Source organism: Adhaeretor mobilis (assembly GCF_007741515.1).
Lineage (GTDB): Bacteria > Planctomycetota > Planctomycetia > Pirellulales > Lacipirellulaceae > Adhaeretor > Adhaeretor mobilis.
Window position 1 is genome coordinate 1723300 of the sequence record NZ_CP036263.1, and the last position, 17037, is coordinate 1740336.

At 54.5% G+C, this 17037-nt stretch carries 15 protein-coding genes; 1 reads left to right on the forward strand and 14 read right to left on the reverse strand.

Translation table 11 applies throughout. The annotated features are described in order from the left end of the window. Nucleotides 1–164: 164 nt before the first annotated feature. The 9 genes from HG15A2_RS24500 to HG15A2_RS06835 form a co-directional block, all read right to left on the reverse strand. Entirely contained in the window at nt 165–602 is a 438-nt protein-coding gene (locus tag HG15A2_RS24500) for a transcriptional regulator (RefSeq protein WP_246117900.1), read from the reverse strand. Further along, nucleotides 599–1570 (reverse strand): DnaB-like helicase C-terminal domain-containing protein, encoded by a 972-nt coding sequence (locus HG15A2_RS06800; RefSeq protein WP_145059080.1) that lies wholly within the window; start codon nt 1568–1570, stop codon nt 599–601. Before HG15A2_RS06800 ends, HG15A2_RS24500 begins: the two co-directional genes overlap by 4 nt. Then, entirely contained in the window at nt 1560–2564 is a 1005-nt protein-coding gene (locus HG15A2_RS06805; protein WP_145059082.1) for a DNA primase, read from the reverse strand. Before HG15A2_RS06805 ends, HG15A2_RS06800 begins: the two co-directional genes overlap by 11 nt. Then, the gene (locus tag HG15A2_RS06810) at nt 2557–3120 is read right to left on the reverse strand and encodes a hypothetical protein (RefSeq protein WP_145059084.1); all 564 of its coding nucleotides are present in this window, start codon (nt 3118–3120) and stop codon (nt 2557–2559) included. Before HG15A2_RS06810 ends, HG15A2_RS06805 begins: the two co-directional genes overlap by 8 nt. Beyond that, nucleotides 3113–3634 (reverse strand): hypothetical protein, encoded by a 522-nt coding sequence (locus tag HG15A2_RS06815; protein WP_145059086.1) that lies wholly within the window; start codon nt 3632–3634, stop codon nt 3113–3115. The genes HG15A2_RS06810 and HG15A2_RS06815 overlap by 8 nt, the downstream gene beginning before the upstream one ends. Then, a complete protein-coding gene (locus tag HG15A2_RS06820; RefSeq protein WP_145059088.1) occupies nt 3631–3945 on the reverse strand; it encodes a helix-turn-helix transcriptional regulator in 315 nt (104 codons plus the stop codon). The genes HG15A2_RS06815 and HG15A2_RS06820 overlap by 4 nt, the downstream gene beginning before the upstream one ends. 221 nt (nt 3946–4166) lie before the next feature. After that, on the reverse strand, nt 4167–6584 hold the full coding sequence (locus HG15A2_RS06825) for a hypothetical protein (RefSeq protein ID WP_145059090.1): 2418 nt from the start codon (nt 6582–6584) through the stop codon (nt 4167–4169). A gap of 471 nt (nt 6585–7055) precedes the next feature. Beyond that, nucleotides 7056–7253, reverse strand: a complete 198-nt coding sequence (locus HG15A2_RS06830) for a hypothetical protein (protein ID WP_218932367.1) — start codon at nt 7251–7253, stop codon at nt 7056–7058. Nucleotides 7254–7450: 197 nt separating this feature from the next. Continuing rightward, nucleotides 7451–7726, reverse strand: coding sequence for a hypothetical protein (locus HG15A2_RS06835; RefSeq protein WP_145059094.1), 276 nt, complete (start codon nt 7724–7726; stop codon nt 7451–7453). A 499-nt stretch (nt 7727–8225) separates the two neighbouring features. Here HG15A2_RS06835 and HG15A2_RS06840 point away from each other — a divergent pair, with 499 nt between their 5' ends. After that, a complete protein-coding gene (locus tag HG15A2_RS06840; RefSeq protein ID WP_145059096.1) occupies nt 8226–9491 on the forward strand; it encodes a site-specific integrase in 1266 nt (421 codons plus the stop codon). Between the two features lie 323 nt (nt 9492–9814). On the opposite strand, the gene HG15A2_RS06845 is transcribed toward HG15A2_RS06840, so the two are convergent. From HG15A2_RS06845 to HG15A2_RS06865, 5 genes are all read right to left on the reverse strand, one after another. After that, complete coding sequence (locus HG15A2_RS06845) at nt 9815–10732, reverse strand: nuclease-related domain-containing protein (protein ID WP_145059098.1); 918 nt, start codon at nt 10730–10732, stop codon at nt 9815–9817. Between the two features lie 275 nt (nt 10733–11007). Further along, nucleotides 11008–12777: an arylsulfatase gene (locus HG15A2_RS06850; RefSeq protein WP_218932368.1), complete on the reverse strand. Its 1770-nt coding sequence runs from the start codon at nt 12775–12777 to the stop codon at nt 11008–11010. 326 nt (nt 12778–13103) lie between these two features. Then, nucleotides 13104–15194, reverse strand: coding sequence for a sulfatase family protein (locus HG15A2_RS06855; protein ID WP_145059102.1), 2091 nt, complete (start codon nt 15192–15194; stop codon nt 13104–13106). Further along, nucleotides 15191–15895, reverse strand: coding sequence for an EF-hand domain-containing protein (locus HG15A2_RS06860; protein WP_145059104.1), 705 nt, complete (start codon nt 15893–15895; stop codon nt 15191–15193). The genes HG15A2_RS06855 and HG15A2_RS06860 overlap by 4 nt, the downstream gene beginning before the upstream one ends. A 22-nt stretch (nt 15896–15917) precedes the next feature. Continuing rightward, nucleotides 15918–16979, reverse strand: a complete 1062-nt coding sequence (locus HG15A2_RS06865) for a DUF1559 domain-containing protein (protein WP_145059106.1) — start codon at nt 16977–16979, stop codon at nt 15918–15920. Between the last annotated feature and the right edge of the window lie 58 nt (nt 16980–17037).

The following is a 17037-nucleotide window of genomic DNA, read 5'->3' on the forward strand; positions in this document are numbered from 1 at the left end:
TGTTGCCAAGCTGTTTCCCGTCACTACCCGTTCTGCCCCGGCGGTCGCCGTCCGCGTAGCGGACAAACGGCGTGCCGCTTATGCCCTTTATGGGATGGGGGAACCAATAGGTTCCCCAGTAATTGCACCTAGAGTGCCCTAGTGCTTGGGAACTCATTAGTGCCCTAGTGGTTGGGGTTATCGATAGGGTCGTCAGGCGTAGGAATCACTCGGTAACGCGACGGGCCGCGATTCAGACCGCCGCGATAAACCTGCTTAAGCAGGCCCTGCTTCTCCAATCGCCGCAACACTTTACCGACGCCACGCAATGACAACCCGGCACGCTTGGCAATGTCAGTTCGTGCCGTGCGGGCCGTACCGTTGCGGGTGTCGCGGTAGAGGATCATCCAAACGGCGATGTCGCCACGGCATAGCGTCGCTAGCGTTTCGTCGATGAACTGGTTCAGTGTTGCAAAGCGACCGGCGGTCTGCTTGCGGTTGCGTTTCGCCTTCGGTGTTGGCGGTTCCGTCGCTTGTCGATTGCCATCGTCGATCGGTGGTAGTACGCGGCAGCCGTCGAGTTTCGGGAGATCGAGCTTAGGCGGTTGGGCGTTGGTGCTCATTGTTCGCCCCCGCTGTTATCGTCATCGGGTGCCGCTTCGGTCTGGTTCCACAGATTTGCGAGCGCGGCTTGCAGTTTGCCGTCGGGCTTTGCTGGCGGCGTTGCGGTGGTGGGCGTGAACGATTGCCGCTGGCGGTCGAATCGCAACAGCACGTCGCGGGGTTGCGTGTGCCGTGCTTTCAAGTGCTTCATGTGAACCGTCTCGGCATCGTTGGCATCGGGTGCGAGAATGAACGCATCGTCGGCCCCGAACTCCAGCTCGCTACTCTCACGGAAACTGGCCAGCGACAGCGAATCGCCCGCATAGCTGGAACGCCCTTGCTTGTCTTTCTGCCGACTAACCGCCGCGACAACCACCACGGCAACGCCCGCGTCGGCAAACTGCCGTAGGTAGTTCATCGTCGCATCGACACTGCCCCGGCGGTCGCCATGCTGACCGGGGGGCGTAATTCGTTGAATATAGTCCAACGTCAGCACGTCGGCCCCGAACGCATCGCAAGCCGCTGCAATGTTGGCCAGGTCAAACGGCGGACGCACGAAGCACAACCGGTCGGCAATCGCTTCGAGCGTGTTCAGCGCTTGGTCGAGCCGGTCGGCATGGTTGCCGTCGAGCCGCCGATAGCGAATCGATTCCGCATCGATGCCCGACAGTCGCGCTAGTTGCCGGTCGAGTAGCACGCTAGGCGGCATCTCGATATTGCAGACGCACCACCGCAGCTCAGGATTCAATCGCAGCCCATCGACGACGCATTGCATCGTGAACGCGGTTTTCCCCGCCCCGGGTGCTCCGCCGAACAACGTCACCAGCTTAGGGCCGATCTCGATTTGCGAGAGTTCCCCTTCGCCTACGCGGTAGAGCGTTGGCGGCTGGCCGGTTAGCACGTCGTCGCGCCAGGTGGCGAACACGTCCGAACCGGATTGCCACTTGCCGGAATTATTCGCCACGGGTTGCGGTTGGTTATCGGTCATGGCTGCCCCCTTCGAGCGATGCCCTGTTCAGCCCGCAATCGATCTGCCGTCGCACTTCGCTAGGTGACAATCCCGAATCGAGGGCCGATTCCGTCAGCAACGCATGGGCCAGCGCCGCAGAACAGCGGAACTCGGCAAGGTTCGCCGCCGCGCTGAACAGCAGCCGGTGTCGATCGCCTTTCGTTGCGCCTTGGCGTAGGAACTCCAGCGTCGCCCGGTTCAGCGTGGCATCGGTCGCGCCGCTGCCCACCGCTTGCCGACGTTCACGCATCGCTGCCCGTTGCTTGGCTACGTGGTGGTCCGCCTGTTGCCAGTCGCTCGCAGCGGTTTGATTCAGCGCGACCGGCTTGGTGGGCACGTCGAACGGTTCGGGCGTCGCCGCTAGCTCTACAAGTCGCGTTGTTTTCAGGTGCAACAGTTCGTCGAACTCGAAACGCCGCTTGTGCAGCCCCGTTTTCGGGTGGCGGCTATTGGGTGCTCGAAACGCTCGCACGGCATCATAAACGCCCGTGTCGATGTCGATTCGTGCGAGTGCCGCGACGTGTTCCGCGAATTGCCGAGCTATCCGGTGGTACGTCGCCGATGCTCCCGGTGTGAAAAGTGCGGTCGGCAGCCCGACGTGAAAACCCTTCGAGCCGCTGAAGAAAATCAGCAAGGCATTATCGTCGAGCTTGTAGCGTTTGATCAGCACCGCACAGAGCGACCTAGCCGCGTTGTGTGCGGCAGGAATATCGTCAGCGGCGTCGATGTCGAACCATAGCCACGGCGACCAGGACGGGCCACTGTAGCCCTTCGTGCTGCCGGTGTTTGTCAGGTGTTCGCGGAACGCATCGCCGAACGTGAACGCGGATAGGTACGCTTCGCGTTCTACTTCTGCTAATCCATCGCAGCGACAGTAAGCCGCGAAGGCGACTGGCCACTCGACCAGCCGCCGCTCGCTGCGACAATCGCCAACAATGCGAAACCCGTAGTGGGCAATTGTCGGTTCAGACATCATCGCCCCCCTTCGCGTCGTCGCTGTCGTCGTCTGTCTTGCTGCCCTTACCAAACTCGAAGCTATCGTCGAGATCGTCGTCGCTCTCAGCGTCGTCAGGGGCGAACGGATCAGCCTCAGGCGTATCGATGCCCAGCACGTCGAACCGCACCGCGCTATTGAACTCGCTGCCGTCGTCGCCCTTACGCAGTGCCAGTTGAACGCGACAGCGGATCCCCAGTGGCAACGGTTGCTCAAGCTGCTCTAGCGAAGTCACGCCCAGCTTGGCGAGGTCGCGTTTAGCCATTGGTAGCGCCGCAGGCGTCAGCCAAATGTCATCCCAGAACAACCGGTCTACGTAATCGAGCGACTCGCCCGGCCCCTTCACTACGCGATGGGTCAGCTTGTAGCCGGGCGTTCCCCGATTGCGGCTGCTCTCCAATTCGCCACTGGCTATGTGGGTGATATACTCGCCCGGCGGTAGAGGGCCGAAGTCGCCCGCTGCCCCGGTCAAATTCCATCGATTGTTGATGTCGTCGAAGCCGCCATCGCCTAAAATATCTGTTAACTTACCCATTGTTAGATTCCTTTCGTTTCTTAGTTTTCAAGACTGAAGTCGAGGGGGTCGAAGCAATAGAAGCCCCGGCTGTTCCAGCAGTCGGGGTTTCGCTTTTCTTGGCGTCAAATTTGTCGAATAGTAGTTGGTCGCCGGTCGTCAGTTCGGGTAGCGGCTTGTGGCGGTCGAGCCAAAGCTGAGCTTTCACGGAATCAACCAATTCCCAAACTGAAACCGTGCGAGCGTGAGCGATTGCCCGCGCCGTAGGTGTCCAAGTTCGACGGCGAACGATGCCCGCCCGTGCGAGCACGCCAGGAATCGCCCCGAACACTTTCGGGTTCATGCCATCGGGCAAAGTCACCACGGCGCGAACGTCGTCGATGGTTGCCGTGCCGTTGTCGAGCAGAGCTTGCAGCAACACGCGACGGGCTTCTCGCACGTAGCTTTCAAGTCGCACTTCGAGCAGCACGTGGGCTGCTTGCTTGCGAGCTTCGCCGTCGGCAGGGGTGCCGTTTGTGGTGTTAGGCGTTTTCATTGTTGGCCCCCATCATTCAGAGGAGGAGGACAACCGGGCTTGGTCGGTTGTGCAACGCTGCTGGAAGATTGTTGGCCCCCATCAATCAGCGGAGGGCAACCGGCGGCAATCCAATCGGCAATGCCGGTTGTCGGATCGCCAGTGTTGAGGGGCCAACGCACGAGCGCACCGAGCTTGTGAGAGGGCGGTATTAGGCCAGCCGCATCGAGCCGCGTGACGTGCCGTTTAGAGCAGCTAAGCATTGTCGCGACGACACAAACGTCGCCCATTTGAGCCGCATCGTTCGCGGCAGGGGGGAGGGGGTCAGGCATCGTTAGAGTTTCCGGTATTACATTCGCCAGGCGTGCCCAGTCACGTCGAGTGACCGCCAAAGCACGCCCGCTATAGACCAGAGACCGGATACCGACGGGGGCGAACCGGATACGCAGGCAATTGTAGAATACGCTGCAAAAATAGGTGTTTTGCGAATGACGCAAAGCAAACCGGATTTTTAGATAAATCCGGTTTCATCCGGTTTGTAGTCAACCGGATTTCAGATTTGATCTTCTCTGACGATGCTACTTCCACTTTCGCGGCCAGCACGCGGAGAGTATTTCTGTTCGCCCAGCGCATTACGTGCTTTGCTTAGGTAGCGAGTGTATGTCGCAAAGGCGGGGAGGCTATAGTCTGCCAGACCGAGCGCATCTTCGCAGCCGTGTTCTTTTAGCCAATCGTATGCAGGTCGATCTTCCAACTGCTGTTCCTTTTTACTTTCAGCAAACTTGAAGGATGCATAGGCACTGCGAACAGCCGGGGTAAGCGAATCCAAAATTACTTCGCGTTGTGTGTCAGTCTCTTTGGGAGGATCCGCTGGAGGCACTTCAATCGACTCAACTGGCTCCTGCCTAGTAGTGATAGAACTAGAGTTGCCTTGCCGCTCTCTACGCAATCGCTCGACATTGTTTCTTGGGTGCGTTTCGCCCATCATCGTAATCAGTGCGGCAGCATCGTCACGCGACAGACCGCCCGAAACAAGCGTGCCAGCAATTGCTAAGGCGATACCGCGCGACATGGGATCTTGCTTGACCTCGTTACTCTCAGGCAGCCACGCTAACCACTGCGAAGCCCCGGCTAGCCTTCCCGTTTCCACCAGTCGATTGACGGCATCGACCACCCGGGCAGCGTCACGCGACCACAGCTCACCATCCAAAGCGTTCCAGGCCGCGTCGTAGGGCTGCACGATCGTTTCGTAGCGATCGTCCGATTCGCGCTCTTTCCGAGCCCTATCTTCGCTCCGTGCTTGCTGTTCGGCTGATAGGATTTGCAAAGCGTTGGAATGTTCGTTGGTAGGATGCCCGCCTATTTCGGCAAGCCAGCTACTAAGTAGATCGATGGCAACAATCGATGCTTGCCAGATATTCTCGATCCACGCATACCAAAAATTAGGCGGATTGCCGACGTGGTCAATCAACTCATTGAACATACCCCCGAGCGCGTCTGACGCTGGCGGGCTGTCATCCCAGTGAGCTAGGGGCAGTCTTTTGTTCAGGTGCCAGGTCTTACGTCCAATCACTAGCCCCGACGCGTTATCGGCTTGGAAACCTAACTCGAAAACTACGTTCGTCCATAAATCTTGGATTGGGCAACTCTGATAGCCGTACGGCCAAGTTTTCCAAATGCGTTTGCGTATCGTCTTAGGCAAGCTTTGAACAATCTGCCCTAGCTGATTGGAAGCATCCCAATACTCAGCCAAGCTTTCGGAATAGCTCACTTCAGAACTGCCAGGAAACTGAACGCCGTAAGGGTAGTATTCTCGCTGAGCACCGGGGTAATCAATCTGCGGCTGCCCCTGCGAGTCCAGCAATGGAACTCCGTTGGAGTCTTCTCGTAACTTGGCTTTCCAGGAGGGACCGCCGCCGACGGTGAGCATGTGCTTGCCTTGCGCCTTCGGTACTTCTGGCAGATAGGGCTTCGCTTTCGATCCCGTTTTCGTGCGATGAACAAGTAAGACTGAGATGCTACGGAATTTTTGTGCGGCAGCCTCCAAGCGTCGGCAATTCCTCAGTAGCGATGGAATCAATAGCGGATTGATTGCCGGTTCACCCTGGGAGTCATGCTCTGGAGAAACAACAGATTGGGTGGTTTCTGTCTGGTTTTCTTGCGTGTCACTAGCCGCCGTATTTGCTGGGGCGAGCCAATCGGCCAGTTCCAGCACACTTTCCCCGGTGGGTTCGCTGTTCAGTGATCGTAGAATGTCGTCGTGAGCAAAGCTGCCGTGTCCCAACTGCTTAGCGATCGCCATTACGAAACCATCATCGGCATAAAGTTCGCCACGAATCTGGGAGCTTTCAATAGCCTGTAGCACAAGCCGCTCTGCCCTATCGCGGTATCCGTTCCGCCGCTTGTCCCACTGCGTTTTCTTATTAAGCAACTCAATTTTCATAAATCCCGACGGCCAAACCGGCTCGTCTCGAAAGTCTTCAACCCACTGGCTGCCCACTTCGCGTAGCTGCTCAATCGGGTTGGCATCCGAGTCGAGCAATCCGTCCACGCTTGGTCCTAATGGTCCACTCTGACTGCTGAAGAACATCGCTGTATCGATGCATCGCTGGAATGTTTCAAGCGGAGCGTCACGCCTGAACATCGCTTCCGAGATATTGCCTTGGTGGCTGTTGATGAGGTTCTCACTGAACTTGCATTGCTGGACGACAAAACGCCAGAAAACGGCAACCAGCCCGTAACCCGCCTGCGGTGGCGAGACTATCGGCTTCGCACGTTTAAGAGTGTTGGTCAAATGAGCGTAGGCGGCTTGGTACGAAGTCTGTTCGTAGTTGCCCTGCTGCTGGCCTGCCCGCAGGACAGCCACAAGATCGTCCAAAGGGGACCGAATCGCACTAGCGATGAACAGCGGGGAAGGCTTTTCAGGCCACTCTGGTTCTTCGACAATCTCTATCTGATCTACGAACGACATCGAAACCGATTCCCGTAGCCGGTGTGCAAGAATCCCGAATTGAAAACAGCGGGGAAAGCGGTCGGGAAACCACGGTTCGGGCCGTCGCCCTATCCCCGTCGTCGTGTAGTGTACCGCTGTTTAGCAACGTGAGTCTAGCCAAGGCGTTCGAGGGCCGCCGTCGTCGCCCAAAACGATAGCTCTAATTCGCGGGATAGTGTGCGCAGCGTCGGCTATGGTCCGCACGCCAAGCACGTGTAGGAATCGACCCGCCCCCCCGTCGATGTCGCGCCAGAGAGTTGGTTCCCGCAGCACTTCAATGGGGTAGCGAGCCGTAGCTGGCCAGCGGAGGACCCTAATGCCATCTAGGTGGAACCTATTTGTCGTTTCGCATTCTTCTGTCCAGTCTGAATCCCTTGACCAGCCAGGAAGGACCCGCGATCGATGCAAACCGACATTCTATCCCAGAGAATGAGCAGGTGAGGGAAGTGACTAGCTAGCTCCCCAGTCGAACGGTTCCGCAGCGTTTGCCTCTGCAAACAGATACGCTTGCCGCAGTGCTTCGTATTCACTTTGAGCCCGCTTCTCGCAGATCTGCCCGTCACGTTCCAAGGTGCAACACCAGCCAGTTCGCCCGCGTTGGAGAATGACAGAGAAGCCTTGTTGCTCGATCATCTGTTGGAAGTCCATGCCCGCTAGAGTAGCGGCTGGAATCTCTCTGTCACGCTACCAGGCTATCTTGTGCCGTGCGCAAAAAACCTGCATCAACTCGCCAGGTCACGGGCCTATTATAATGAGGACCCTCCCCAGCGAGATTTGATATGTGAGGGGCGTTAGACTGCCAAAGCCCCGTGCGTAGCACGTTGGCCGGAAGGGACCCGACCGGTTCACGGGTTAAAGTACAGCTCATGGCAAAGCATCTCTAACTCTACTTCGTTCACGAGGTCGTCATCCACCACGGGGCCTAGGCGGGCCGTGTACCACGCATCCAGCACGCCACGGGCAAAGAACAGTAGCCGCTTGCCGTCTCGCTTCACGTGCTGCTCTGTCGCGTGTCGTCGCACTTCACGATCGAAGTAGTTGACGGTCACGTCCAGTACGCCGGCCATCGCTTGTTTGGTCAGCCACGCATCGGGCCGTGTGGGTTTCTTCGGATCTGCCATGTTCCTACTACTCGCTTGTCTTGTTGATGACCCTAAAAAATTCCCTGCGTAAGAAAACGCCTCGATCGCTACTGGCGTAGCCCCTGTGGGAGTACCCCCGGGAGAACCTAGATACCGGGGGGCTAACCCGTCTCGCTAACGGGTTCAGTAAGCAGTGCCGCCAATTGCTGCGTCTGTTCTGCTGTCAGTCGCTGCCGCAGTTCCGTACCGAATAGCCCCAACGCGGCGCGATTTGCGTCGCATTCTGCGTCGCCCTGTTGAGAATTGCCACTCTTTCCCGCGTTTTCCGAGAGTCGTTCGAGTCCGGTCTCGGCTACTTACTGTGTAACGACTTACGGCGATTTGACGGCATTTCAAATAGGTACTCCAAAACTCGCTCGGAACGAATTCGGAACAACCGGGCGTTCATGTGGCATTCGTATCGATGGTCTCTCGCTGTTGTGAAACCTAGGATTCTCTTGCTCAATCGCAGTGGTGCGTGCGGCGAGAGAATTCTACCATGGCAAGCGTTCACAAAGACCTGAAGTCGCCTAACTACAGCGTACGATTTCGCTATGATGGTCGAAATGTAAATCGAACTCTAGGCACGTCGGACAAAGGCAAGGCGGCTGGCATCTGTTCTCGTATCGAAGAAACGCTTCGCCTTCTTGAAAGCGGACGAATCAATGTTCCCCTTGGCGTCGAACCTCTGACTTTCATCTTCTCTGATGGAAAGGCCACCGAGAGAACTGCTACCAGGAAATCGCTGGGACTCACCGAGTTCTACAAAACCTACAAAGAACAGCTCCCAGAGGGACGCAAAGAGCCGACGACTTTAGAAGGGGAGGGAATCCACCTCAAACATCTTAAGCGACACCTGGGGCCTCACAGGAAAGTTCAGGCTATCTCGAAGGCGGACCTGCAAAACTATGTGACAAAGCGGCTCAAGGATAGACATCACGACAAGCCTATTCAGCCTGACACGGTTCGCAAGGAACTAGTGACATTCCGCATGCTTTGGAACTGGGGTGTGAACGAAGGACTTCTCATGGGAGTTTCGCCAACTAAGCACGTCGTGCTACCCCTCACTGATGAAAAGCCACCGTTCATGACCCGCACTGAAATCGAAGTTATTTTTTCTCGCGGCGGTCTCAGTAAGCGAGAAAAGATGCAGCTTTGGGAATCGGTGTATTTGGGAACCTCGGAGATCAACCAAGTTCTAGAGCATATTCGCAAGTCGGCTCGCTATCCGTTTATCTATGCGATGATGGTCTTTGTCGCCCATACTTCAGCTCGTCGTAGTGAAATGGTGCGTTCACAAATGGATGACATCGACTTCAATTCAAGAACGATTGCTATTCGGGAAAAAAAGAAAAGCCGAACGAAAGCCATGACTTACCGTCGCGTCGATATGAGCCCGCTGCTTTTCCAAGTCATGCAAGAATGGATTGAAAACCATCCCGGTGGACAACACACATTCTGCCAATTGCGTGGCTTTCATAAGGTGTCTCAGCTTACGGCAAGGCAAGCGCATTACCACTTAGAGAAAACGTTATCGAAGAGTGATTGGCAGTCGATTTCGGGATTTCATGTCTTTCGGCACTCGTTTGCTCCCAATCTCGCAGCAGCCGGAGTCGGTCAGCGTGTCATAGACGAGTTTATGGGGCATCAGATCGAAGAAATGCGACGCCGCTATCGACACCTGTTCCCAGCTCAGCGAAGGGCCGCAATAGAATCGATCTTCGGAAGCGACAGTGACGCTGTATCGTTCACGAAAGCAGGGTAGGGGAAACGCAGGACTAACAACTGTGTTTTGAATCTAGTGGTTTCAACTTTCTTGACTCTTTACTTGGATGGAAATTGCACTGTGTTTGCGTTGGAAATCGCTTGTCTCACTGCGTTTAAGGCCGAGTAGTATGGAAATCCTGCGGTGCTTGAATTGTATCCGCAGGTGAGTTGCGTGGCCAGTAACTGCCCCAATTCTGCCCCCAGTTTCTGAATGCACGAAAAGCAGAACAGTTCTCTGTGCTTGGCGTTTACGGCTGGTTTCTGCCACTCACGAAAACCCTTTCCAACGAGAATAGTCGAGTAGCTCAGAAATCTCCTGAACTACCAATTCGCAGGGCGCTGGCAGGAGGGTGAAATATTGCGACAAAGCTGCTCCAGTTGATGAGCAATCTGTTGGATCTGTTCGGCCGAGTAGACGGCTTGGCCTTTCAGGAAAAGACCCTCGGCTCGGAACGGATTGATCACCCGCACGTCGCACTGCCCCGTGCGCTGGATATACCAACCGGGATAAGCGAGTACCGGATTCACTTTGACTTGCCAGCCTACAGCACTGCTCAAGTAGTGGTAGAGCCAGCGTGCTTCACCTCGTACTTGGTCACCCGGGAGTGGAAATACACCGTTGGGAAAATGCAACTTCTCGGTTGTGAAGTCCACTTCGAGATTGGCCTTGCCCGCCCCTTTCTCAGGCTTACCTCGCATTTTTGTATTGATCGAGTAAACACCGGTCGGGCTCACGACCACATGATCGATATTTCCATGATCGCAGGGAAGATCGTGGTAGACCCGGCAACCGGTGAGCATGAGCTGGTTGAGTTCTTCACCAACGAACATCTCGCCATCCAGACCAATTTGCAACCGATGCACCTTACTTAGAACTAGATAAGAATTGTGACCCAAGAACGTCGCTGCAAGTAGCGTCAATAGTCCATAGCTCACATCGTGCCACCACGCGGCCGGCCCATCTGCTGGAGCGTTCACGAAATACATTGCTACCATCGCGAAGGGGAGTATCAGCAGCATGGCCAGGTACCCGCTCCAATCGAGTTCTAATTCGCTGAGTTTCAGACGTAGGCTATGGCCGGGTGGTCTTAACAAATCTCTTGTTAGAGGAGTAAACCTTCCGCTTTGTTGAATTGCCCGTTGACGCAGTTTCACAATCACAAAGATCAGAAAAAACGAGAGTAGCAAGCAGGCCAAGGGAAAGAAGACAGCTACAATGAATTGCTTGAGAAGTGGCATCGGTATGGCGCAGAGAAGTGGGCTCGGTTGTTGGGATCAGGTCAATCGAGAATTGCAATGATGGTTCGCACTGGGTGATTTACCCTTTTTCTGTCGAAACATATCTGCTCAATCTGCTCATGGTACGATTCACGAATGACATTATTACAGGTAATAAACAGATCGTCCACGACGGCCTGTTCTGAAGTCGCTGCCTTGGTGGGAAGCTCCAGTTTTGCAACGGGCGAACTTATCCTACCGGCGCAGGTGGAGATCACCGAGGCGTGTCAGTTCCGTTAGTCAACGCGAGTCAACAACATCAGACGAAAATCCATTACTTTTGATCCGGCAATCTCAAGAGCACGTAATTGAAGCGTGCCCTCGCCTTGCTTTAGTTGGATCTTGCCGAGGACCTTGCGATTGAAATTCTTCACATAAGATTCCTTCCGTTTGAAGCGATCGTGCTCCATGCCCATTAGCGGTGGATCATGAGGCTCTGTGATTTTCCCGGTGAGCACATTGCCACGAAAGCTCAGTTCTATGGTTGATCCGATGTCGGCTTTCGGGCAAGTGTAGAAGAGCTCTACGAGATAAGTTCCGGTTTCCCCCACTTCACAGTTCCACGTAATGGAATCGTCCAGGCTGGTCCAATTCTGAAAGTAGGAGTCGTTGGGAAAACGGTTGGAACGAGTAATATTTCCGTGACCGATACCATCTCGTGCTGGGATTTGCGTGAATATCGAATCCGAGTGGCCAATGACGAATGGACGGTCGTCAAATTCCTTGCCATAATTCACTAGCATCTCTGATCGGAATTTGTCGGCGACCTTTCTCATTGCATCAGCGATTTCTGGCACTTTGTTATTGACAGCCTTTGTCTGTCCGGGATCTTCCGCAATGTCATAGAGCCTGCCTTCGTGATCTAATCGGTGCCGTTGTGTTCTGACGGAAACCTTCCCCTTCCAATGATGCACCAGCGTCCTCTCTTTCCAGTCACTGGAATTACCGTAAAGCAGTGGTGCCAAGCTTACCCCGGCCAGCGGCATTTTTTCAGCGACCTCAACACCGGCCATCTCCGCCAGCGTCGGCATCAAATCTAATACTGAGCAAATCTGCGGAATCTTCGTGCCGGCTTCTATTCTTGCTGGCCAGCGCACAAAAAGCGGCGAACGCACACCGCCCTCATCGGTCGCGCCCTTGCGGCCGCGCATTCCGCCATTCCAGCGATCGCCATTTGGGCCATTGTCGCTTAAGTAGAGTACGATCGTATTGTGCGCCAGCCTCAGTTCGTCGATCTTTGCGAGCAAACGTCCAACATTCCAATCGATATTCTCACACATCGCCAGCGCCGCGCGAGTGTGATCCACCTTCTCGAATTCTCTCTTGGGGTGATCCTGCGTCAGTTCCAAATCCTTGAACTTATTCCACCAACGATCGGGGACCTGCATCGGAGAGTGCGGAGTGTTGTACGGTAGGTAGACAAAGAATGGCTCATCCTGATGCTGCTCGATATACTTCATAGCTCGCTCAGTAAAGTCATCGACAACAAAGCCGTTGCCCTCAATGATTTGTCCGTTATGTTCGAGAATCGGGCTGAAGTAGTTGCCCCAGTGGCCGGAGCAGAAGCCATAGAATTCATCAAATCCGCGTGCGTTAGGATGGTATGGGTATTGCATGCCGCTATGCCACTTGCCAAATGCCGCTGTCTTGTAACCAGCGCGTTTGAATAATTCGCCGATCATCATTTTGTCAGGGTTGACCCGTTCGCCGCCTGCTGAGGTGTCGTAGACGCCACAGCGGGTATGATGCTGCCCGGTGAGAAACTCGGCGCGTGTCGGCGAACAGACCGGGCTAACGTAGAAACGATCGAACCTCGCGCCTTCCTGCGCCATGCGGTCGATGTTTGAAGTACTGAGCGCCTTATTGCCGTGAATACTAAGGTCGCCCCACCCCTGGTCGTCGGTCAAGATCACAATAATGTTCGGCTTGTCTGCAGCCAGTACTGTGCCGTGGGCCAAGGCTCCGACCAGCAATATTGAGTACCATTTCATGAAACTCTTGCTCATTCTATATGTTCGTGCTTCTGACCTGCGAATCAGTCCCCTAAGGAACAATCTCCTGCGAGTCGTGTTGTCGAAATGGTTCTTAGTCCCGTTCGGCAAGGCAACCGTCCATTTGACATCCAACGGTGCTTTCATGTGCTTAGCCAGTGGCTGACTCACCTAATCAGATTGGCCTTGTGCTGATAGACGAACTACTCAGCAGCCTAGTACTGTTCCGTTTCCAACCTTGGCGATGATTTTCTCTACACGCTAGGCCGTAAGAGTTACTTTCTTAGTCGGCGGGTTAAAAGCTGTAGCCACTCGCAACCCGATTTAGTGCTGCTAATGAACTATCTTTTCAAGCTAGGACTAGAGGGAGTCTGCGAATGGTGAGGCTGTGGCCGTACGCGTGGCACGGTGGCTGCCGTCAGCACGCGCACTTGGTTGATTTGATCGGAACCGGCAGTCAGCCTAAGCGTTAACCGTTTGGAGTTCTGCGAAATCTGGCATGCGTGTTTAGTGATTGCATTTGGTAGGGCGATTCGTTGTGGGGGTGAATCAACCGACGAAAAGACAGGCTCCGCGAATGCGAGATAATCGCTCTCTTTGAGGCGTTCAGGCGACGAGAGGATTCCAACGATGGGGTCTTTGAAATCTAGGACTACCTCAATCGACATTTGCTCCGGCGAGTCAGGCGGGTCGAAATGCACGAGAAAGCTATGAGCAACTTGACCCGCTGGAAGCTTTTTCAAAGGGAATGCTCTCCTGTTTGCGTCATGGCCGGGCATACTCACTCCGTCCGATAGAATCGGCGTTTCGAGCGTGGCATATTGTCGCTCCACGAACACTGTTGCCCGATCAGCATGCTCAAATTGCCCCTCGACAATTTGGTAGCGATCTTCGTAGTCCACCTCTCCCAGACTATTGATTACAACTTCGCTAGGTTCCGCTGTCACTTCAACATCAGCCTCGACCTGTGCGTTTCGAATGGGGAAGATGCGAGATTCGAAGTCAGCGCCCTGTTTGCTTCGCTCGCAACTACTCAACCACTCGTCAAGGCGATCTCGAAGCACCTTGCGCTTTATTTGGGCTTCACGTGTCGGGCCTTCCCGTAGAAGGTCGCATTGCTCGGTAGGATCATCCAAGATGTCGTACAGTTCGTAACTCTCACCTTTGTCGGTTGAGATTAACTTGTGCTGATTATCCATTGCCATGCGGTGTGTTCGAAATGCAGAGCAAAACAGATAGTCTGGCGGACGTTCATCAGCTTCCTGATCGATTATCGGTAACAGAGACTTGCCATCGATCGGACGGTCATCGGGCATCGCAACTCCCCAAGCCTCAAGCATGGTCGGCAATAGATCGTTTGTAGTCCCCATGGCCATGCTTACGTAGCCGGAGGTCGTACGCCCTGTCCATTCCAGCAACGTCGGCACGCGGATACCGCCTTCATAGAGCGATCTCTTCTTGCCGCGGAGGCCGCCAGTTGAGCCGATCTTTGGATCCTGCGGACCATTGTCTGAGGTAAAAACAATCAGTGTTTGCCTATCGATCCCCAACTGCTTCACACGCTCGCGAATCTTTCCAATCTGCCGATCCATCTGGGTAATCGCTTCGCAGTAGCGTCGACGGGTCGGTGAAAGTCCCAATCCGTCGTAGCTCGCATCGGGCGTTTCCATCAACGGAATATGAGGCGTAGAAAACCACACTGTAGCAAGAAATGGTCTAGGGTCGGCAGACGCGGCATCCAGGAAATGCAAGAACTGGTTTGCGATGATTTCCGACTCGTGGCGGTCATCAACACGCAGGTCATTTGGTACGCGAGTAGTAAGCAGAGCGTCACTCGGGCCAGTGAAGTAGGCTGCTTGAACGACTCGATGGTGAGGGAATACATCGTATGGATCGTAGGTTGGCATCCAGTTCTCGGATGAAAACACCGTGTCGTATCCATTGCACCAAGGTGGCGAGTAGTCTTGCGAGTTACCAACACGACCTCGCCGCATGTCGTAGGTGTGCTTGGTGAGCGATCCCACATGCCACTTGCCAAAGTGACCGGTCATGTATCCGAGCGATTTGGCAATTTCTGCAATCGTCAATTCTCGATTCCGAATTTTGCCGTGGTCGCCATGCATCTGAGGTCCGTTGATGCCGTGTCGTGCCCCGTGCCGACCAGAAAGCATGCTGGCCCTCGTTGGACTACAGACAGGCGACGCCGCGTAGAAACGATCAAACCGCATGCCTGCGGCGGACATTTTCGCCAAGTTCGGTGTTTTTAAAATGGGATCGCCTGAGTAAGTATTCCCAGCAGATCGGTTCATAGGATACTCGACGTCCCCCCATCCCAGGTCGTCAGCCATCAGTACGATCACGTTCGGCGTCATCGAATAGCCCGGATAGACCAATATTCCCAATACTGCAAAACTATAGAGATAGGATTTCATTGACTTAGATACATTCCCTTCGCAGGTCTTGCAGCATTTCGGCCTGTTCGGTTTGCTCGTCTCCGAGATATCCGAAGCTGAATGCCTCTATCTCCATCTACGGGAGTAATTTCCTCACCCAAAACAGTGCCGTTCTCGATATCGTCTCCTAATGACTCCTTGTCCGAAGTGACTCTTATCCGGTAGAGGCCGGTCTGGACGCCACGAACGATGCCGCGGAGTTCGCTTGGTGTATCGGACTCGCTTAACCCCAACACCGCCCTTCCGTTATGGTCGGTAGTTCCAGTCGCAGGTGCTAAGGAAGCCTCCATGGACTGCTCTGGAACCAGTGTGATGAGTGCGTTTCGAAGAGGTCGCCCGTCGAGCATCACATTTGCATGGAGTTGGAAGATTCCAATACGATCCGAATAGATGTTGGTTAAACGCCGGCTGATTTCCTGTTTATCGATGCTGCCGTTGCCGTCCTGATCATACTTGCGTTTGCTGCTTGCTATGGCTGGACAGTTGGATACTTCGTCGTCGGAAAGGGAACCGTCAGAGTTCTCGTCGTACTGATCCATCAAATTCTGTGCAACTTCGTCCGGAACAACTTCTGGCGCATCAACTCTAGATGGACCGGACGAGCAACCGGTAGCAATGACAACACAGATAGTCGCCAACCATCTAATGAGCATCTTGTAAGAGTTTTTGGATCGATACATCCAATTAACACTGCATGCTGGCTCAGAGTCCACTGACTACCTCCTCTCCATTTCGCGATCCAATCGCGACATAAACGGCTTCTTCAACATCGTAACTTACGAAGCGAATTCCACCGTCGATAAACGCCATTTGCAGACCGCCAGGGTGAGCGCTTCCAAACCTTCTGCGAAGATCCGCACCTGGTCGATCCTGCGCAGGCGGCCAGAAATCGGGATGGGTCGATCGATACAGATCGGAGTCGACTCCACAGAACGGATTTTGGTTATCGCCAATATCCTCACCATTCTCGTACATATCAGGGTTCACAAACTTCTCGCCTATTATTAGCGTGTGGCTCGTGCCATCCGTTATTTGCCGGAGTTCAACGGCACTGCGTTGGTGGATCACACCATTTCGTTCTGCATCAATATTTCGCCAGCTAAATCCCTCGCTAGCCGCATAACTTTTTGGGAACGGCGCATTGGATGACCATGGAAGGCTTCCACGGTTTCCTGCGTAGTCGCTCCTTGCGGATTCATTGATTTGCGTCCCGTACTTCCTGTAGTTGTAAGTATCAGGAACAGTAATTGGACTACGACGTGATGGGCAGTAAAGGGACGCTACATTGGATTTCGCGAGAACCCTCGTCGCGTCAACTCGATCTTGGCCATCAGTCCCTGCGCCTAGATCGAAAAGTGACTGATTTTCTACGTAGGGCAGAATCGTGAAGCGCCATCCCCCTGGCTGATCTGGGCCAAATCCGCGGTCCGCATCGCCAATCCATCCGTAACTCCAGCCACCCGTTGGTAGGTGCCCCAAAGCTGATTCGTGGTTCAAACACCCAATCGACAACTGCTTGAGATTGTTCTGGCATTGCGTGCGGCGAGCAGACTCCCGAGCAGCTTGCACGGCCGGTAACAACAGAGAGACTAGAACGCCAATGATGGCGATCACGACGAGCAGTTCTACTAGAGTAAACGCTCGATCAAGTCGAATTGGCTTACGGCTTGTGACTTGCATTGTGCCTCCGAGTGGATTTATCAATCCCGAAACCTCTCGCGATCGCAACAGCCCTTGCAAGCTGACTATTCGTAAACGATTCATCGATAAGTTCCGAACGGGTAGGATTGCTGCGTCAATTTGAGCGCAAGCGATTCAGTAG